General features: G+C 68.0%; 14 protein-coding genes. 4 read left to right on the top strand and 10 right to left on the bottom strand.

The window, feature by feature from the left end:
- Window positions 1–59 precede the first annotated feature (59 nt).
- Window positions 60–1,298, top strand: coding sequence for an MFS transporter (locus ACNQQL_RS23630; RefSeq protein WP_347066090.1), 1,239 nt, complete (start codon window positions 60–62; stop codon window positions 1,296–1,298).
- 66 nt (window positions 1,299–1,364) lie between these two features.
- Here ACNQQL_RS23630 and ACNQQL_RS23625 read toward each other — a convergent pair whose 3' ends face one another.
- Both ACNQQL_RS23625 and ACNQQL_RS23620 read right to left on the bottom strand, forming a co-directional pair.
- Window positions 1,365–2,162 (bottom strand): 5'-methylthioadenosine/adenosylhomocysteine nucleosidase, encoded by a 798-nt coding sequence (locus ACNQQL_RS23625; RefSeq protein ID WP_347066088.1) that lies wholly within the window; start codon window positions 2,160–2,162, stop codon window positions 1,365–1,367.
- Window positions 2,159–4,522, bottom strand: coding sequence for a UvrD-helicase domain-containing protein (locus ACNQQL_RS23620; protein WP_347066086.1), 2,364 nt, complete (start codon window positions 4,520–4,522; stop codon window positions 2,159–2,161). Before ACNQQL_RS23620 ends, ACNQQL_RS23625 begins: the two co-directional genes overlap by 4 nt.
- A 214-nt stretch (window positions 4,523–4,736) precedes the next feature.
- On the opposite strand from ACNQQL_RS23620, the gene ACNQQL_RS23615 reads away from it, so the two are divergent.
- Both ACNQQL_RS23615 and galU read left to right on the top strand, forming a co-directional pair.
- Window positions 4,737–7,604: a valine--tRNA ligase gene (locus ACNQQL_RS23615; protein WP_347066084.1), complete on the top strand. Its 2,868-nt coding sequence runs from the start codon at window positions 4,737–4,739 to the stop codon at window positions 7,602–7,604.
- An 87-nt stretch (window positions 7,605–7,691) separates the two neighbouring features.
- A complete protein-coding gene (gene galU / locus ACNQQL_RS23610) occupies window positions 7,692–8,576 on the top strand; it encodes a UTP--glucose-1-phosphate uridylyltransferase GalU (protein WP_347066082.1) in 885 nt (294 codons plus the stop codon).
- A gap of 52 nt (window positions 8,577–8,628) precedes the next feature.
- Here galU and ACNQQL_RS23605 read toward each other — a convergent pair whose 3' ends face one another.
- From ACNQQL_RS23605 to ACNQQL_RS23575, 7 genes are all read right to left on the bottom strand, one after another.
- On the bottom strand, window positions 8,629–9,243 hold the full coding sequence (locus tag ACNQQL_RS23605) for a DUF4136 domain-containing protein (protein ID WP_347066080.1): 615 nt from the start codon (window positions 9,241–9,243) through the stop codon (window positions 8,629–8,631).
- Window positions 9,244–9,278: 35 nt separating this feature from the next.
- Window positions 9,279–11,666, bottom strand: a complete 2,388-nt coding sequence (locus ACNQQL_RS23600) for a CHASE2 domain-containing protein (protein ID WP_347066078.1) — start codon at window positions 11,664–11,666, stop codon at window positions 9,279–9,281.
- 10 nt (window positions 11,667–11,676) lie between these two features.
- Window positions 11,677–13,038, bottom strand: coding sequence for a FecR family protein (locus ACNQQL_RS23595; protein WP_347066076.1), 1,362 nt, complete (start codon window positions 13,036–13,038; stop codon window positions 11,677–11,679).
- Window positions 13,035–13,739, bottom strand: a complete 705-nt coding sequence (locus ACNQQL_RS23590; RefSeq protein WP_034183383.1) for a response regulator transcription factor — start codon at window positions 13,737–13,739, stop codon at window positions 13,035–13,037. Before ACNQQL_RS23590 ends, ACNQQL_RS23595 begins: the two co-directional genes overlap by 4 nt.
- A 269-nt stretch (window positions 13,740–14,008) precedes the next feature.
- The gene (locus tag ACNQQL_RS23585) at window positions 14,009–14,443 is read right to left on the bottom strand and encodes a peptidase (RefSeq protein WP_204426221.1); all 435 of its coding nucleotides are present in this window, start codon (window positions 14,441–14,443) and stop codon (window positions 14,009–14,011) included.
- 228 nt (window positions 14,444–14,671) lie between these two features.
- Window positions 14,672–14,899, bottom strand: coding sequence for a sulfurtransferase TusA family protein (locus ACNQQL_RS23580; protein ID WP_006402122.1), 228 nt, complete (start codon window positions 14,897–14,899; stop codon window positions 14,672–14,674).
- Between the two features lie 116 nt (window positions 14,900–15,015).
- Complete coding sequence (locus tag ACNQQL_RS23575) at window positions 15,016–15,951, bottom strand: LysR family transcriptional regulator (protein WP_065500209.1); 936 nt, start codon at window positions 15,949–15,951, stop codon at window positions 15,016–15,018.
- Between the two features lie 110 nt (window positions 15,952–16,061).
- On the opposite strand from ACNQQL_RS23575, the gene ACNQQL_RS23570 reads away from it, so the two are divergent.
- A complete protein-coding gene (locus tag ACNQQL_RS23570) occupies window positions 16,062–17,582 on the top strand; it encodes a CoA-acylating methylmalonate-semialdehyde dehydrogenase (RefSeq protein WP_347066073.1) in 1,521 nt (506 codons plus the stop codon).
- Between the two features lie 57 nt (window positions 17,583–17,639).
- Here the strand turns inward: ACNQQL_RS23570 and ACNQQL_RS23565 are convergent, their stop codons facing one another.
- On the bottom strand, window positions 17,640–18,524 hold the full coding sequence (locus ACNQQL_RS23565) for a MurR/RpiR family transcriptional regulator (RefSeq protein WP_072444351.1): 885 nt from the start codon (window positions 18,522–18,524) through the stop codon (window positions 17,640–17,642).
- Window positions 18,525–18,633 lie beyond the last annotated feature (109 nt).

Raw genomic sequence — 18,633 nt, 5'->3', positions numbered from 1 at the left:
ATTCGAAACGCGCCGATCCCCATCAGAGCGCGCCCGTTACCTCAACTCGTTCAGCTCACATGGAAACCAGCCTCGACACCGGAGCCGCCGGCGCAACCGCCGCGCAGCCGTCCGCGCCCCCCGCATCGCGCACCGTCTATCCGGTGCTCGGCGCGATCAGCTTCTCGCACATGCTCAACGACATGATCCAGTCGTTGATCCTCGCGATCTATCCGATGCTCAAGAGCCAGTTCGCGCTGTCGTTCGCGCAGATCGGCCTGATCACGCTCACCTACCAGATCACCGCGTCGCTGCTGCAGCCGCTCGTCGGCCTCTATACCGACAAGCGTCCGAAGCCGTATTCGCTGCCGGTCGGCATGGGCTTCACGCTCGCGGGGCTGCTGCTGATGTCGGTCGCGCCGAGCTTCCCCGTGCTGCTGGTGGCCGCGGCGCTCGTCGGCTGCGGCTCGTCGGTGTTCCATCCCGAATCGTCGCGGGTCGCGCGGATGGCGTCGGGCGGCCAGCACGGGCTCGCGCAGTCGGTGTTCCAGGTCGGCGGCAACGCGGGCTCCGCGCTCGGGCCGCTGCTCGCCGCGCTCGTGATCATTCCGCACGGCCAGCGCAGCATCGCGTGGTTCTCGGCGGCCGCGCTCGTCGCGATGGTCGTGCTCACGCAGATCGGCCACTGGTACAAGAAACATCCGTCGATGAAGAAGAAGGCCGCGGCGGCCGGCCACCCGACGCTGTCGCGCGGCCGCGTGATCGGCGCGATCGGCGTGCTGGTGCTGCTCGTGTTCTCGAAGTACTTCTACCTCGCGAGCATCAACAGCTATTTCACGTTCTACCTGATCGACAAGTTCCACCTGTCGGTGCAGGCCGCGCAGATCCACCTGTTCGTGTTCCTCGCGGCCGTGGCGGCCGGCACGCTGATCGGCGGGCCCGTCGGCGACCGGATCGGCCGCAAGTACGTGATCTGGGTATCGATCCTCGGCGTCGCACCGTTCACGCTGCTGCTGCCGTACGCGAACCTGTTCTGGACGAGCGTGCTGACCGTGATCATCGGCATCGTGCTGGCGTCGGCGTTCGCCGCGATCCTCGTCTATGCGACGGAACTGATGCCCGGCAAGGTCGGGATGGTCGCGGGCCTGTTCTTCGGCTTCGCGTTCGGCCTCGGCGGCGTCGGCGCGGCCGTGCTCGGCCAGCTCGCCGACGCGACGAGCATCACGTTCGTCTACAAGGTGTGTTCGTTCCTGCCGCTGATCGGCGTGCTGACGGTGTTCCTGCCGAACCTCGAAAGCAGCCGGCGCAAACAGGCGTGACAAGCCGGCAGCGGCGTGCGCGCCGCGGCCGGCCCAAAGGCTTGTACGGAGAAAACGACGGCGGCTTCAGGCCGCCGTCGTCGCATGCAGCGTCAGGAAACGCTTGAGGATGCCGGACGAATAGCTGCTCGCGATCGCCGACAGGAAGTGCGAGAACGACTGCGTCGCGTGATCGTCGGCCGTATCGGAAATCGTGCGCACCAGCGCGAACGGCACGTCGTGCTCCGCGCACACCTGCGCGATCGCCGCGCCTTCCATTTCGACCGCGAGCGCGTCCGGCAGTGCGTCGCGCAGCGTGACGACCTCGCGCTCGCTCGACACGAAGCGGTCGCCGCTGATGACGAGCCCTGCGTGCAGCGTCGCGCCGGCGAGCCCGAAACGCTCGGCGAACAACGCGCCCTCTTCCGCGACGAACAGCGTGCACGCGGCCCTGAGACGGGCCGTCAGTGCCGCGTCGGTCGCGAAGCGCGTGATGCCGAGCAGCGGCACCTCGTAGCGCGGAAAGAGCGGCGACGCGTCGAGATCGTGCTGCAGCAGCATGTCGGCCACGACGACATCGCCGACGCGCACCGTGCGCGACACGCCGCCCGCGACGCCGGTAAACACGACGCCCGCCACGCCGAACACGTGGATCAGCGCGCTGACCGTCGCGGCGGCCGCGACCTTGCCGACCCGCGCGAGCGTGACCACGCAGGCCGCGCCGTGCACGGTGCCGACATGGTAATCGCGGCGGCCGAACGTGACCGTCTTCATCGCGCCGTCGGCGCGCATCGCGGCGATCAGGTCGCCGAGTTCCTCGGGCAGCGCGGCCAGAATGCCGAGCGGGCGCGTCGAAGGCGTGGCAACCATGTCGATGCTCATCATTCCACCGCCTGCAGTTTCGCGACCGCGAGCGCGAGCCACTTCTCGCCGTGCCGCTTGAACTTCACCTGCGCCTTCGCATCGGTGCCGCTGCCTTCGAGCGCGGTGACCGTGCCTTCGCCGAACTTGGTATGGAACACCTGCTGGCCGACCCGGAAGCCGGCGCCGGCCGCGCGCTGCTTGTCCGCGAACGCAGGCAGCGGCGCGGACACCGCCGCATCGACGATCTGCTCGCGGCTGCCGCCGCCCGGCCGCGCGAACCAGTCGCGCCCGTATCCTGCGTTGTCCGAACGCCCGCCCCAGCGCGAACCGGCCTCGACCTTCGGCGTCAGCCACTTCAGCACGTGCTCCGGCAACTCGTCGAAGAAGCGCGAACGCACGTTGTAGCGCGTCTGGCCGTGCAGCATCCGGCTCTGCGCGAACGACAGGTAGAGCCGCTCCTTCGCGCGCGTGATCGCGACGTACATCAGCCGGCGCTCCTCCTCGAGGCCGTCCGATTCGAGCACGCTGTTCTCGTGCGGGAACAGCCCTTCCTCGAGGCCCGTGATGAACACGGCCGAGAATTCGAGCCCCTTCGCCGCGTGCACCGTCATCAGTTGCACGGCATCCTGCCCGGCCTGCGCCTGGTTGTCGCCGGCCTCCAGCGACGCATGCGACAGGAAGCCGGCGAGCGGCGTCATCGTGTCGGGGTTCTGCGCCGGGTCGCCCGGCGATGCCGGATCGAGTACCTCGACCGCCGGATCGTCCGTCGCCGCGCCGAGCGCGGGCGCCGCGATCGCACCCGCGCGCAGCGGGATCGAGCGGGCCGGTGTGTCGAGCCCGTAGCCTTCCTCGGCGACGAACGCGGTAGCCGCGTTCACGAGTTCCTGCAAGTTCTCGAGACGATCCTGCCCTTCGCGCTCGCCCTGGTAGAAATCGGCGAGACCGCTCGCGCGCACGACATGCTCGACGGTCTCGGGCAGGCTCATCTGCTGCGTGTCGGCGCGCATCTTCGCGACCAGGTTCGCGAACCCGCCGAGACTCGTGCCGGCCTTGCCCGTCACGTACGGAATCGCAGCCGCCATCGAGCAGCCGTACAGGCGCGCGGCGTCGGCGAGCTGCTCGATCGAGCGCGCGCCGATCCCGCGCGTCGGGAAGTTCACCACCCGCACGAACGCCGTGTCGTCGTTCGGGTTGTCGATCAGGCGCAGGTACGCGAGCGCATGCTTCACTTCCTGGCGCTCGAAGAAGCGCAGGCCGCCGTACACGCGGTAAGGGATGCCCGACGACATCAGCGTGTGCTCGATCGAGCGCGACTGCGCGTTGCTGCGGTACAGGACGGCCACTTCGCTGCGCGCCATCCCGGTGTTGATCAGCGAGCGGATTTCTTCGACGATCCAGCCGGCTTCCTGCGAATCGGTGCTGGCCTCGTACACGCGCACGGGCTCGCCGTGGCCCGCGTCGGTGCGCAGGTTCTTGCCGAGGCGGTGCGCGTTGTTCGAAATCAGCTGGTTCGCCGCGTCGAGGATGTTGCCGTGCGACCGGTAGTTCTGCTCGAGCTTGATCAGGTTGCGCACGCGGAATTCGTCTTCGAAATCGCGCATGTTGCCGACGTTCGCGCCGCGGAACGCGTAGATCGACTGGTCGTCGTCGCCGACCGCGAAGATCGCGTTCTGGCCGCCCGCGAGCATCTTGAGCCACGCGTATTGCAGCTTGTTGGTGTCCTGGAACTCGTCGACGAGGATGTGCTTGAAGCGCGCCTGGTAGTGCGCGCGCAGCGGCGCGTTGTACGCCAGCAGCTCGTAGCAGCGCAGCAGCAGCTCGGGGAAATCGACGACGCCCTCGCGCTGGCACTGCTGGTCGTACGCCTGGTACAGCTCGACGAACTTGCGGTTGAAGTTGTCGGTCGCGTCGACCTTGTCGGGACGCAGCCCCTGCTCCTTCGCGTTGTTGATGAAGTACTGGACGTTCTTCGGCGGGTACTTCTCGTCGTCGACGTTCGCGGCCTTCATCAGCCGCTTGATCGCGGACAGCTGGTCGGCCGTATCGAGGATCTGGAAGGTCTGCGGCAGGCCGGCGTCGCGCCAGTGCGTGCGCAGCATCCGGTTGCACAGGCCGTGGAACGTGCCGATCCACATCCCGCGCGTGTCGATCGGCATCATCGCCGACAGGCGCGCCATCATCTCGCGCGCGGCCTTGTTCGTGAAGGTGACGGCGAGCACAGTGGGCGGCGACGCGTAGCCCTGCTGGATCAGCCACGCGATGCGCGTGATCAGCACGCGGGTCTTGCCGCTGCCCGCCCCTGCGAGGATCAGCGCCGGTTCGTTCGGCAACGTGACGGCGGCGTGTTGTTCGGGGTTCAGATTGGCGAGCAGATCGGGCATGGAGCGGCGGCGGACGGGCGAGAAAAATGCGGACCCGACATTATAAGTCGGCGGCGCGATGCCGTTCCCGATCCGTTCGGTCGAGCGCCGCCAAGCGCGTTGCGGCCGCTTCGCGACAAGCCTGCGCCGGCAATGCGATGGCTGGTCGATGTGCATCCATTTATAATTGTCGGATTCGGCATCCAATTCACGCATTTTTCGGCAGATTTCCAACATGAGCGACAACACGCTTGCGAAGAGCTTCGAGCCCCATACCATCGAGTCCCAATGGGGGCCGGAGTGGGAAAAACGCGGCTATGCCGCCCCGGCGTTCGATCCGTCCCGCCCCGATTTCGCGATCCAGTTGCCGCCGCCGAACGTGACGGGCACGCTGCACATGGGCCATGCGTTCAACCAGACGATCATGGACGGCCTCGCCCGCTATCACCGGATGCTCGGCGAGAACACGCTGTGGGTGCCCGGCACCGACCACGCGGGGATCGCCACCCAGATCGTCGTCGAACGCCAGCTCGACGCGCAGGGCGTGTCGCGCCACGACCTCGGCCGCGAGAAGTTCGTCGAGCGCGTGTGGGAATGGAAGCAGCAGTCCGGTTCGGCGATCACGGGCCAGGTGCGCCGCCTCGGCGCATCGACCGACTGGTCGCGCGAATACTTCACGATGGACGACAAGATGTCGGCCGCCGTGCGCGACGTGTTCGTCACGCTCCATGAACAGGGCCTGATCTACCGCGGCAAGCGACTCGTCAACTGGGATCCGGTGCTGCTCACCGCGGTGTCGGATCTCGAAGTCGCGAGCGAAGAGGAAAACGGCCACCTGTGGCACATCCGCTACCCGCTCGTCGACGGCTCGGGCTCGCTGACCGTCGCAACGACGCGCCCCGAGACGATGCTCGGCGACGTCGCGCTGATGGTCCATCCGGAAGACGAGCGCTACGCACACCTGATCGGCAAGCTCGTCACGCTGCCGCTGACCGGCCGCGAGATCCCGGTGATCGCCGACGACTACGTCGACCGCGAGTTCGGCACGGGCGTCGTGAAGGTCACGCCCGCGCACGACTTCAACGACTACCAGGTCGGCCTGCGCCACAACCTCGTGCCGATCGAGATCCTGACGCTCGACGCGAAGATCAACGATAACGGCCCCGAGCAGTATCGCGGCCTCGACCGCTTCGACGCGCGCAAGGCGATCGTCGCCGATCTCGACGCGCTGGGTTTCCTCGACTCCGTGAAGCCGCACAAGCTGATGGTGCCGCGCGGCGACCGCACGGGCGTCGTGATCGAGCCGATGCTGACCGACCAGTGGTTCGTCGCGATGACGAAGCCGGCGCCGGAAGGCACGTTCAATCCCGGCAAGTCGATCACCGAAACGTCGCTCGACGTCGTGCGCAGCGGCCAGATCAAGTTCGTCCCGGAAAACTGGACGACCACCTACTACCAGTGGCTCGAGAACATCCAGGACTGGTGCATCTCGCGCCAGCTGTGGTGGGGCCACCAGATCCCCGCGTGGTACGGCGAGAACGGCGAGGTGTTCGTCGCGCGCAGCGAGGAAGACGCGCGCGCGAAGGCCGCCGCGCAAGGCTACACGGGTGCGCTGAAGCGCGACGAAGACGTGCTCGACACGTGGTTCTCGTCGGCGCTCGTGCCGTTCTCGTCGCTCGGCTGGCCGAACGAGACGCCTGAACTGAAGCACTTCCTGCCGTCGTCGGTGCTCGTCACGGGCTTCGACATCATCTTCTTCTGGGTCGCCCGGATGGTGATGATGACCACGCACTTCACGGGCAAGGTGCCGTTCCATACCGTCTACGTGCACGGCCTCGTGCGCGACGCGGAAGGCCAGAAGATGTCGAAGAGCAAGGGCAACACGCTCGACCCGATCGACATCGTCGACGGCATCGACCTCGAGACGCTGGTCGCGAAACGCACGACGGGCCTGATGAATCCGAAGCAGGCCGCGACGATCGAGAAGAAGACGCGCAAGGAATTCCCGGACGGCATTCCCGCGTTCGGCACCGACGCGCTGCGCTTCACGATGGCGTCGATGGCGACGCTCGGCCGCAACGTGAACTTCGACCTCGCGCGCTGCGAAGGCTACCGCAACTTCTGCAACAAGCTGTGGAACGCGACGCGCTTCGTGCTGATGAACTGCGAAGGCCACGACTGCGGCGCCGACAAGCCGGAAGTCTGCGGCGCGGGCGACTGCGGCCCCGGCGGCTACCTCGACTTCTCGGCGGCCGACCGCTGGATCGTGTCGCTGCTGCAACGTACCGAGGCCGACATCGCGAAGGGCTTCGCCGACTACCGCTTCGACAACGTCGCGACCAGCATCTACAAGTTCGTGTGGGACGAGTACTGCGACTGGTATCTCGAACTCGCGAAGGTGCAGATCCAGAACGGCACGCCGGAACAGCAGCGCGCCACGCGCCGCACGCTGCTGCGCGTGCTCGAGACGGTGCTGCGCCTCGCGCACCCGGTCATCCCGTTCATCACCGAAGCGCTCTGGCAGAAGGTCGCGCCGCTCGCGGGCCGCTATCCGCAAGGCAAGGCCGAGGGCGAAGCGTCGCTGATGACGCAGGCCTATCCGGTTGCCAACCTGCAGAAGATCGACGAGGCGTCCGAGCAGTGGGCGGCCGACCTGAAGGCGATCGTCGACGCATGCCGCAACCTGCGCGGCGAGATGAACCTGTCGCCGGCGACGAAGGTGCCGCTGCTCGCGGCCGGCGATGCCGAGCGCCTGCGCTCGTTCGCGCCGTACGTCCAGGCGCTCGCGCGCCTGTCGGAAGTGCAGATCCTCGCGGACGAAGCGACGCTCGACCGGCAAGCGCACGGCGCGCCGATCGCGATCGTCGGCCCGAACAAGCTGGTGCTGAAGGTGGAAATCGACGTCGCGGCCGAACGCGAGCGCCTGTCGAAGGAAATCGCGCGCCTGACGGGCGAGATCGCGAAGTGCAACGCGAAGCTCGGCAACGAGGCATTCGTCGCGAAAGCGCCGCCGGCCGTGGTCGAACAGGAGCAGAAACGCGTCGCCGAATTCCAGAGCACGCTCGAGAAACTGCGTGCGCAGCTCGATCGGTTGCCTGCGTAACAAACCGTAAGGCCGTTTGCGTTCACTATAATGCGGACGTGAACATACATCGTCTGACAAGTCGATTACAGGAATAAAGGTTCGATCATGTTGAAAGTCACCAAGGCGGTATTCCCCGTTGCCGGCCTCGGCACGCGGTTCCTGCCGGCAACGAAGGCGAGCCCGAAGGAAATGCTGCCGGTCGTCGACAAGCCGTTGATCCAGTACGCAGTCGAGGAAGCGATCGCCGCGGGCATCACCGAGATGATCTTCGTCACCGGGCGCAGCAAGCGCGCGATCGAGGATCATTTCGACAAGTCGTACGAGGTCGAAGCCGAGCTCGAGGCACGCGGCAAGGAAAAGCTGCTCGAGCTCGTGCGCAGCATCAAGCCGAGCCATGTCGACTGCTTCTACGTGCGTCAGCCGGAAGCGCTCGGCCTCGGCCATGCGGTGCTGTGCGCGGAGAAGCTGGTGGCCGACAACCCGTTCGCGGTGATCCTCGCGGACGACCTGCTCGACGGCAACCCGCCCGTGATGAAGCAGATGGTCGATGTGTTCGACCACTATCACAGCTCGGTGATCGGCGTCGAAGAGATCCCGCCGTCGGAGACGAAGTCGTACGGGATCGTCGACGGCAAGGAATGGGAAGAGTCGATCGTCAAGATGTCGGCGATCGTCGAGAAGCCCGCGCCGGAAGTCGCGCCGTCGAACCTCGGCGTGGTCGGCCGCTACATCCTGAAGCCGCGGATCTTCGAACACCTGCGCGCGCTGAAGCCGGGCGCGGGCGGCGAACTGCAGCTCACCGATGCGATCCAGGCGCTGCTCGCCGACGAACAGGTGCTGGCCTACAAGTACCAGGGTACGCGCTACGACTGCGGCAGCAAGCTCGGCTACCTGAAGGCGACGGTCGAATTCGCACTGCGCCACCCGGAAGTCGGCGCGGAGTTCGACGAATACCTGCGCACGCGCGGCGGCGCGCAATCGGCCGCCTGAGCGCGGCAAGGGCTCGCCCCGGCGAGCCCGCCCTCACCTCACCGGCCGGCGCTCAGCGCGCTTCGGCCGGCTTAACCGAGACGACGCCCGGCATTCCGCCCGCGTCGTCTTTTTTCGTCTTCACGAGCCAGCCGCCTCCATCGCCGAACGGCAGCTTCGCGAGCGCGCTCTTCACGAGCGCCGGCGCGGCCTGCTGCGTGGCCGGTTCGTGATCGCGCAGCGCGGCCGTCACGCGATAGACGTCGGCGCCCGATTTCGCATCGACGAAACGCAGCGTCAGCACGTGGCGATACACGCTACCCGCGAACGGCAGCGCGGGCGGCAACGGCCCGTCGACCGCCACACACGCGCTGCTCGCGGCGCCGCACTGGTCGGCGCTGGCCGCGACCGCCGCCGGCTGCGTCGCATACGCGATCGACAGCCGGTAGCGCGCGTCCTTGAGCGGCTGCGCGTCGAAGCCGCGGCGCGCGAGTTCGTCGCGCACGAGCGTCTCGATCTGCCGGTATTCGGCATCGTTGGCCTGCGCGGCCGTCCGGACGAAATCGTAGCCGTGCGCGCCGGATGCGAATGCATTCGGCTGCCCGACCGCACTCACGCCGCTCGTCACGCCGGCGCAACCCGTCAACAACGACGCCGCCAGCGCGGTCGCTGCCCATTCCTTTCTCATGGCTTTCCCCAATCCTGCCGTCGTGCCCGGCCCTGTCAGGCGGACGGCTCGTCGATCGCGGGCAGCGACACCGTCACCGCGGTGCCGACACCCACTTCGCTGTCGACCGACACGCTGCCCCCATGGCGCGTGACGACCGTCTTCACGAATGCCATGCCGAGCCCGGAACCCGGGATCTCGGGCCGCTCGCCGGCATGGAATCGCTTGAAACGCTCGAACAGATGCCGATGATCTTCCGGCGCAATGCCGTACCCCTGATCGCGAATCGTACAGAACATCCGCTTCGACGCGTGCTCGACCGTCAGCGTACACGTGATCACGGTGTCGGACGGACTGTATTTGACTGCGTTGTTCAGCAGGTTCACGAACGCGCGCGTGATCAGCGAGCGGTCCGCGCGCACCCAGCACATGTCGGCGCCGACGTTGGTGTCGATGCGGATGTGCTTCGCCTGCGCCTGCGGCCATACCTCGTCGCTCGCATCGATCAGCACGTCGACGAGGCTCGTCGCTTCGAGCTGGTACGCCTGCGACTCCGCGCGCGCCAGCTGCACGAACTCGTCGGCAAGCGACAGCGCGCGGTGCGCGTAGCGCTCGATCCGCGCGAGCAGCCCGCGCATCGCATCGGTGTCGACGCGGTCGCGCTCGATCTCGACGAGCGCGAGGATCGAAGCCTGCGGCGAGCGCATGTCGTGCGACAGCAGGTGCAGCGCTTCCTCGCGATGCCGCTCGGCCGCGTGCAGTTCGGTCACGTCGACGAGGCCGGCAATCCAGCCCGTCACGCGGCCCTGCGCGTTCGTGCAGGCGGCGTAGCGTAACAGATGGTCGAGCCCGTCGCGGTCGCGCACCTCGATGCCGCGCGCCATCGCGTCGTGCTCGGCCTCGAGCGTCGGGTCGAGCGCGGCCGGCCAGTGCTCGCGGATCGCCGCATCGTGTTCGGCGTTGCCGTCGACGGTCTTCATGAACGTCAGCTCGCCGAGCGCGGCGCGCAGCGGCCGCCCTTCCGGCAGCGGCAGCGCGAGGCGCGACCCGTAGCGCTTCGCCGCATGGTTCGCGATCAGCACGGTGCCGTCCAGGTCGGTCACGAAGATCGGCTCGGGCATGCTGTCGAGGCTGTCCCACACGAAGCGCTTCATGTCCTGCACGCGCTGCGCGGCTTGCGCCATCAGCGCCATCTGGCGCTCGAGCACGTCGCCGCCGACGCTGCGCGTGCGCGGCGCCTCGGGCAGCAGGTGCGGCTCGTCGGCGAGCCGCTGCAGTTCGCGGCGCAGGTACGACATCGTCATTTCGAGGCGCCGCCAGTTCCAGATCGGGTAGACGGCGATCAGCCCGAAGATCGCCGGCGCCGGCGACAGCCAGATGCGCGCCTCGAACAGCAGCGCCATGCTCGCGACGACGGCGAGCGCGGCGAGGCTCAGCGTCAGCAGCAGCGCGCGCCACGGCGACAGCATCAGGAAGCCGCCCAGCAGCGCGGCGAGCGGCAGCAGCGACGCGGCGAACAGCCCCGCGCGCGACGCCGGCGAGATCGCGCTGCCGGTCGCCAGCATGTCGAGCACGTTGGCGTGGATATACACGCCGGCGAGCGGGCCGAAATCGCCGGATACGGGCGTCGCGAAACGGTCGTACAGCCCGGAAGCGGTCACGCCGACGACGACGATCTTGCCGCGCAGCGCGTCGGGCTTCACACGCCCCTCGAGCACATCGTCGAACGACAGCGTCGGATAAGCGGGCGTGTTGCGGCTGAACGGGATCAGGTAGCGGCCGTCGCCGGCCGCGTCGTGCGCCAGGTCGTGCGCGTTCGCGCCCGGCGCGCCGCCGGCCGGATGCAGCCGGCCGGCCTGGATCGCGCGGTACACGGGCACCATCAGTTGTGGCCAGCGCACGCGGCCGTCGCTTTCGAACAGCGCGACGCTGCGCACGATACCGTCGGGATCGACTTCGAGGTTGATGTGACCGAGCCCAGTCGCGCGCGCCGCGAGCGCGGCCACCGGCGGTTCGACGGTACGCGTGCCGTCCGCCTGCTCGGGGCTCAGCAGCACGGGCAGGAAGGTCGGCACGTGGCTCATCGCGTCCGCGAACGCGCGATCCTCCGGCGACGGCTCGGTGAACAACACGTCGTAGACGACGGCGGCCGGCTGCGCGCGCGCCAGCGTGTCGAGCAGCCGCGCATGCACGTCGCGCGGCCACGGCCAGCGGCCGAGCGCCGACACGCTCTGGTTGTCGATGTCGACGACGACCACGTCGGGGGACAGCGGCAGGCTGCGCAGCATCAGCAGCCGGTCGTAGATCAGCCCGTCGACGCTCGACGACAGGCGGCCGAGCGCACACGCGAGGATGACCGCGATCCCGAGGCAGCCGATCGCGATCCATTCGATCAGGAAGCGGCGGCCGAGATGCCGCCGCGGGGAAACGGAGTCGGGTTTCATGCGCCGCGGGTCAGCGCGACAGCGTGAACGCGCTGACCGGACTGGTCTTCTCGTAGAACTTGCCGCCTTCGAACTCCTCGACGGTCACCGCCCAGAAATAATCGCCCGGCGGCAGGTGCGCGACGGTGATCTGGCGCGCGCGCAGGCCGACCTGGTCGACGACCGGTGCGCTCAGGTCCTTCGAGCGCGACAGCACGAACCGGTAGCGCGCGTCCTTGCCCGAACCGTTCGGCGACCAGCGGAACCCGTAGCCATCCGCGCCGGGCGACGCGCTCGCGTCGAGCCCCATCACGCGACGTTCGAACGCGTAGGTGCGCGGTAGCCCCTCGAGGCCGTTGGCATCGATCGCGGCGATCCGCACGAAGTAGTTCCCGTTCGGTACGTCGCGGAAGACCGCGCGCGGCGAATCGGTGCGCGTTTCGCGGAACAGGTCGAGCAGCCCCGCATCGTGCGCGAGCTGCACGCGGTACGCATGCGCGTTCGCCAGCGGCGCGACGTCGAACGCGACGTCGGGCTCGTCCTGCACCTTGTCGGGATGCGCGAGCGTCGGCGCGGCCAGCAGCGCGACAGGCGCGCCGACCGCGCCGGACGACGTCGCGACGCTGCCGAAGTTCGCATGCACGAGCGTCGAGCGGGCCGATTGCCGGCCGCCCGCGACCCCGACGGTGCCGTCGAGCACTTCGACGCGCGTCGACGCACTGCCGGCCGCGTCGTAGTTCACGCGAAAGCGCGTGCCGCGCACGCCGGCCACGACCGACGGCGAGCGGATCTGGAAGCGATCGTCGCGCTTCTTCAGATGAGTGACTTCGCTGTCGACCGAGCCGCGCGTGAGTTCGAACTGGCGATCGAGCGTGCCGGTCAGCACCGTGCGGCGCAGCGCCTTCAGGTCGAGCTGGCTGTCGGGCGGCAGGCTCATGTGCGTGCCGTCGGCGAGTTCGATCGTCACGAAGCCGTTCGCGCCCGTGCGCACGCGGTCGCCCTCGACGAGCGTCGCGTCGTTCGCCAGCGGCGCGTACGCGTCGCCGGACGCGCGCTCGGCCGTGCCCTGTACCGCGACGACGCGCGCGGTCAGCTTTTCCTTGCGCAGGCGCGCGACCGGCAGCTTCAGCGCGACGCCGGGCTGCAGGTGCTTCGGCGCGGGCACGCCGTTGATCTGCTGGAGCAGTTGCCAGTCGTCCGCGCCCTGCAGGTAGCGCGCGGCGACGTCGTACAGCGTGTCGCCGGCCTGCGTGCGGTAGACGACCGTCTTGCCCGCGGCAGCGGGAGGCTGTGCTGCAGCATGCTGCGCGGCGAACGCAAACGCGACCGCGCAGGCCGTGCGCAGCGCCATCGTGCGCAGGTTCGCAGTACGCTGCGTGATTCCCGACGTCACTCCGGTTCTCCCTGGCCGACCCGCTCGAGCCGGTAGCCGTAGCCGTAGATCGGCGCGAGGCGGTAGCCGTTTTCGGGCCGCAGGCCGAGCTTGGTGCGCAGCATCGAGATGTGCGTATCCATCGTGCGCGACGGGATGTCGGTCGCCTGCTTCCACACGAGATCGAGAATGTGCGCGCGCGACAGCGGCCGGTCGAGATGCTGGAACAGCAGCAGCGCGAGTTCGAATTCCTTCTGCGTCAGGCTCACCGGCTTGTCGCCGACGTAGGCCTGCTTCAGGTTCACGTCGAAACGGAATTGATCGAATTCGCGAACGGTCGCCTCGGCGTTGACCGGATACGCGCGGCGCAGCAGCGAGCCGATGCGCGCGCGCAGGATCGGGCCCGACACGGGCTTGACCACGTAGTCGTCGGCGCCGGCGTTGAGGATCTGCGTGATCCCCGCCTCGTCGTCGCGGCTCGTCATGAAGATGATCGGCAGGCTGTGCTCGGTCTGGTTGGCGCGCACCCACTTGAGCACTTCCTCGCCGGACATGTCGGGCACGTTCCAGTCGAGCACCAGCAGATCGAACGTTTCGCGCTGCAGACGCTTCTTCAGGGCCTTGCCTTCCTTGAACGCATAGCATGTATGGCCAACGGCAGTCAGCGTTTGACTGACGAAATCCGTCTGGGCCGGATCGTCATCCAGTACAGCAATTCTCATAGCACCCCGCAAAGCGAAATCGATTCGTCCAGTTCAGCTCCCCGGCACCCACCCTACCGCACAGCACGCGCGCAGCTTCCGGATACCGGCCGGCGAGCCGTCGTTCGCCGCTCGCGCCACCTGCGCAAACCGGCGACCCCGGCTAAATATCTCAAAAACGGGGCACGGACGAACCGGCGATTTCATCATAGTAGTATGAAATTCGCCAATAAATTGCGCGGACTACCGTTCTTTCTTCGAATAATCCTTCCCGTCGCGCAATCCGACGCCTAATCGACGCCCGCGATGCGGGCCACCGGCTCGGCGAAATCGTCGGCAGGCAGGCGCCGCAACAGCGGTTGCGACAGCGCCGGTTGTGCAAGCATCCGTTGCAACTGCCCGCGCACGCGCTCCCACGCGGTGGCCGCGTAGTCCGGCTGGCCCGCCGCCCATGCCTGCGCCAGATCGAACACGCGTTCGATCGTCGCACCGCAGTAGGTCGGGCCCGAGCCGTCGTCCTGTGCGGCATCGCGCAGCCGCTCGTCGAGCCACTCGGCCAGCCACGGCATCTCGACTGCTGCCGAATCCGCATAGGCCTCCAGCGCGGCACGCGCGTGGCGGTCCTGTTGCGGATCGAGCTCGATACGGCTCAATTCCGACGCGCGCTCGGGCGCAATGCATTCCGCTCCGGACGGACTTCGATAGGTCCCTGGTCTGAAGGACATGTCCTCTCCCCGTTGTACGACGGTACCGCCAGGCATGGCCCCCGTGCCCGCCGTACGACGTACCGTGGCCGGCGCCTCCACTGCAAGCGGACGACCGGCCGGGTCAGTATACGCAGCCGTTCACGAAGCGAGGTTTAAGAATTGTCAGAGGCTCGACCGGCCGGCGCCGGGCGTGGCCGGCCCGCGCACCGCGAGCGGACGCCACGGCCGGGCGCGCGAGGCAGGCCGTCAGCGGCGGCGCATCAGGAACACGAAGGTCTTGTCCTGCGTCGTCGATTCGACGATCTCGTTGCCCGTCTGCTTCGCGAACGCGGCGAAATCGCGCTGCGAGCCGGGATCGGTCGCGAGCACCTTGAGGATCTGCCCGCTTTCCATATCGGCAAGCGCTTTCTTGGCACGCAGGATCGGCAACGGGCAATTGAGCCCGCGCGCGTCCACTTCCTTGTGAATCTGCATCGGCTGTCGACCTTCGAATGTCGCGCCACACGAGGCGCGGGAGGAAGCCGCGATTTTACCGCAGCGCCGCCCCGCCCGCCCGGGCAGCCCACGGCGCGGCGCCGCGGGCACCGGCGTCACGCGCCGGAGAAGCCGCCCGCGAGCCGTTCGCGCAGGTGCCGCACGAGCGCGCGCACCGCGCTCGGCACGACCGGGCTGTACGGACGGATCGCGAAGATGTGGTCGCCGAACGCGCCCGACGGCCGCCAGCCGTCGAGCAGCGCGACGAGCCGGCCGGCGTCGAGATCGCGCCGCGCGCTGAAATCGGGCAGCAGCGCGATGCCGAGCCCGCCGAGCGCGGCCTCGCGCATCGCCTCGCTGTTGTTCGCCGCGAAACTGCCGCGCACCGGCACGCTCACGCGCTGGCGCCGCCGGCCGTCCGGCTCGAAGCTCCATGCGGCCGGTTCGTTGTCGCGCAGGTAGCACAGGCAGCTGTGATCGACGAGTTCGCTCGGGTGCCGCGGCGCGCCGCGCGCGTCGAGGTAGTCGCGGCTCGCGACGAGCAGCGAGCGCGTGTCGCACAGCTTCCACGCGACGTGGGTTTGCGGCGCGGTGGTCGTATGGCGGATCGCGAGGTCGAAACCTTCCTGAGTCAGCGAATGCAACCGGTCCGACAGGTCGAGTTCGATGTGCACGCCCGGATGCTGCCGCAGGAAATCGGGCAGGTGCGGCACGACCTGCTGGCGCCCGAGCGCGACCGGCGCCGTCACGCGCAATAGGCCGCGCGGCTCGCCGGCCAGATCCTTCACGCGCGCGAAATGCTGCCCGATCGACTCAAACGCGTCGCGCGTGCTATCGACTAGCGTCTGGCCCGCATCGGTGAGCCGCACGCTGCGCGTCGTGCGGCGCACGAGCGGCACGCCGGCCGCCTTTTCGAGATCGGCGATGCGCTGGCTCATCGCGGCCTTGCTGATGCCGAGCCGCTGCGCGGCGGCCGTGAAACTGCCGGCCGCGGCCAGCACCGTCAGTGAATGGATATGCGGCCAGAGCGCCTGGACATTTTGCTGATTCATTCACCAATTATTCATAATTCTGAACAGTGAATCAAGTTTCGCGGCCTTCTCCCGCGCGGCCGGTTTCCCTAGACTGGGTTCCGTTCCCCCTTCATCCCCCAGGAGACACGATGAATCCGGTTCCCGCGTACACATCCGACGCCGACGTCGGCCATTATGTCGACGGCGCGCCCGTCGCCGGCCGCAGCGGCCGCTTCCAGGACGTCCTCAACCCGGCGCTCGGCCGCGCGGTGCGCCGCGTGGCGCTTGCCGACGACAGCGAAGTGCAGCGGGCCGTCGCTTCGGCCAACGCGGCGTTCCCGGCCTGGGCCGAGACGCCGCCGATCCGTCGCGCGCGCGTGCTGCACCGCTTCCTGCAGCTGATGAACGAGCACCGCGACACGCTCGCGGCAATCATCACGGCCGAGCACGGCAAGGTGTTTTCCGACGCGCAGGGCGAAGTCGCGCGCGGCATCGATATCGTCGAATTCGCATGCGGCGTGCCGCAGCTACTGAAGGGCGACTTCACCGACCAGGTCAGCACCGGCATCGACAACTGGACGATGCGCCAGCCGCTCGGCGTGGTCGCGGGCATCACGCCGTTCAACTTCCCGTGCATGGTGCCGTGCTGGATGTTCCCGGTCGCGATCGCGACGGGCAACACGTTCGTGCTGAAGCCGAGCGAGCGCGATCCGTCGGCGGCACTGTTCATCGCCGACCTGCTCACGCAGGCCGGGCTGCCGGCCGGCGTGTTCAACGTCGTGCAGGGCGACAAGGGCGCCGTCGACGCATTGCTCGACCATCCGGACGTGCAGGCCGTCAGCTTCGTCGGCTCGACGCCGATCGCGGCCTACGTGCAGCAGCGCGCGGTGCAGTCGGGCAAGCGCGTGCAGGCGCTCGGCGGCGCGAAGAACCATCTCGTCGTGATGCCCGATGCGAACATCGAGCAGGCGGTCGACGCGCTGATCGGCGCCGCGTACGGGTCGGCCGGCGAGCGCTGCATGGCGATCAGCATCGCGGTGCTGGTCGGCGACGTGGCCGACCGGATCGTGCCGGCGGTCGCCGAGCGCGCACGCAAGCTGGTGATCGGCGACGGCATGCAACCGGAAGTCGAGATGGGCCCGATCGTCACCGGCGAAGCGCTGAAGCGCATCGAAGGCTATATCGAGCAAGGCGTGAGCGAAGGCGCGCAACTGGTGGTCGACGGGCGCGGGCTGCGCGTGCCGGGCCGCGAGGCAGGCTTCTTCACCGGCGGCACGCTGTTCGATCACGTGACGCCCGACATGCGGATCTACAAGGAAGAAATCTTCGGGCCCGTGCTCGGCTGCGTGCGCGTGAAGGATTTCGGCGAAGCGGTCGACCTGATCAACGCGCACGAATTCGGCAACGGCGTGTCGTGCTTCACGAGCGACGGCGGCATCGCGCGCGAATTCGCCCGGCGCATCCAGGTCGGCATGGTCGGCATCAACGTGCCGATTCCGGTGCCGATGGCGTGGCACGGCTTCGGCGGCTGGAAGAAGAGCCTGTTCGGCGACATGCATGCGTACGGCGAGGAAGGCGTGCGTTTCTACACGCGCCAGAAGTCGGTGATGCAGCGCTGGTCGTCGAGCATCGGCAAGGGCGCCGAATTCGCGATGCCGACCGCGAAGTAAGCCGGCCGGTGCGCCGCCCGCCTGACCGATCGGCGGGCGGTGCGCCGGCAGAACGCGTCAGCCGGCTTTCTTGCCGTGCGCACCGTCGGCGGTCGGCAGGTACGACAGTTCGAGCCGGTACGCGAGCGCGACGAACAGGCTCTGCGCGAGGCCCATCGTGGCCGTCAGCGCACGGAACCCGAACGTCTCGCTGTCCTGCACCATCAGCGTCACCTCGGCCTCCCGCGCGAGCGGGCTCATCCGGCTGTCGGTGATCGCGATCAGGCGCGCGCCGCGTTGCACGGCCTGCTGCGCGACCTGCACGGTCTCGTCCGCATACGGCATGAACGAGACGACGATCATCACGTCGCCGTTGCGCACCGACCGGATCTGCCCGAGATGCATGCTGCCGAGCGCGCTGAACAGCCCGATGCGCTTGTCGGTGTGCTGCAGCGCGTAGTCGAGATACACGGCGATCGGAAACGCGCGCCGCGAGCCGGCGATCCAGATCGCCTGCGTGTCGGCGAGCAGCTCGACGGCCTGCGCGAGCGCCTGCGGGTCGAGCGTCTGCCTCAACTGCTGCATCCCGGCAATGCTGCCCTTGATGAATTCGTCGGCGATCTGCTCGGGCTGCAGGCTCGACGAGCCCGATTCGATCACGTCGCGCAGCCGCAGGTTGTATGCGCGCCCCGGCGCGATCTGCTGCGCAAGCCCTTCGCGGAACAGCCGCTGCATCTCGGAGAAGCCGGAGAAGCCGAAATGCTTCGCGAAGCGCACGACGGCCGACGGCTGGACGCCGCACGCTTCCGCGAGCGACTGGATGCCTTCCAGGCCCAGCTGGTCCCGATGCGTTTCCACGTGGCGCGCAATGACCTTCAGGCGATTGCTGAGGCTGTCGTATTCCTGCGTCAGGTGCTGCAGGAACTGCTCGACGGTGGCGGGAGGTTTCTCGGATGAACTCATCGGATGGCGCGAAGTAGACGGCCCCGGTGCGCGCGCGATGCTGGCGGACGCGGCCCGGGACTCCCCTGGATACATGCATGAAGGGCGAATTTAATCACGTTTGCGGCAC

It is taken from the genome of Burkholderia sp. LFS061, from assembly GCF_047978125.1.
GTDB lineage: Bacteria > Pseudomonadota > Gammaproteobacteria > Burkholderiales > Burkholderiaceae > Burkholderia > Burkholderia pyrrocinia_C.
This window is presented reverse-complemented; position numbering and strand designations above follow the sequence as displayed.

What these genes read in the sequence shown, in the direction of transcription:
- ACNQQL_RS23630 (WP_347066090.1), top strand. Translation starts at nt 60, where the DNA reads ATGGAAACCAGCCTCGACACCGGAGCCGCCGGCGCAACCGCCGCGCAG.
- ACNQQL_RS23625 (WP_347066088.1), bottom strand. Translation starts at nt 2,162, where the DNA reads ATGATGAGCATCGACATGGTTGCCACGCCTTCGACGCGCCCGCTCGGC.
- ACNQQL_RS23620 (WP_347066086.1), bottom strand. Translation starts at nt 4,522, where the DNA reads ATGCCCGATCTGCTCGCCAATCTGAACCCCGAACAACACGCCGCCGTC.
- ACNQQL_RS23615 (WP_347066084.1), top strand. Translation starts at nt 4,737, where the DNA reads ATGAGCGACAACACGCTTGCGAAGAGCTTCGAGCCCCATACCATCGAG.
- galU (WP_347066082.1), top strand. Translation starts at nt 7,692, where the DNA reads ATGTTGAAAGTCACCAAGGCGGTATTCCCCGTTGCCGGCCTCGGCACG.
- ACNQQL_RS23605 (WP_347066080.1), bottom strand. Translation starts at nt 9,243, where the DNA reads ATGAGAAAGGAATGGGCAGCGACCGCGCTGGCGGCGTCGTTGTTGACG.
- ACNQQL_RS23600 (WP_347066078.1), bottom strand. Translation starts at nt 11,666, where the DNA reads ATGAAACCCGACTCCGTTTCCCCGCGGCGGCATCTCGGCCGCCGCTTC.
- ACNQQL_RS23590 (WP_034183383.1), bottom strand. Translation starts at nt 13,739, where the DNA reads ATGAGAATTGCTGTACTGGATGACGATCCGGCCCAGACGGATTTCGTC.
- ACNQQL_RS23585 (WP_204426221.1), bottom strand. Translation starts at nt 14,443, where the DNA reads ATGTCCTTCAGACCAGGGACCTATCGAAGTCCGTCCGGAGCGGAATGC.
- ACNQQL_RS23580 (WP_006402122.1), bottom strand. Translation starts at nt 14,899, where the DNA reads ATGCAGATTCACAAGGAAGTGGACGCGCGCGGGCTCAATTGCCCGTTG.
- ACNQQL_RS23575 (WP_065500209.1), bottom strand. Translation starts at nt 15,951, where the DNA reads ATGAATCAGCAAAATGTCCAGGCGCTCTGGCCGCATATCCATTCACTG.
- ACNQQL_RS23570 (WP_347066073.1), top strand. Translation starts at nt 16,062, where the DNA reads ATGAATCCGGTTCCCGCGTACACATCCGACGCCGACGTCGGCCATTAT.
- ACNQQL_RS23565 (WP_072444351.1), bottom strand. Translation starts at nt 18,524, where the DNA reads ATGAGTTCATCCGAGAAACCTCCCGCCACCGTCGAGCAGTTCCTGCAG.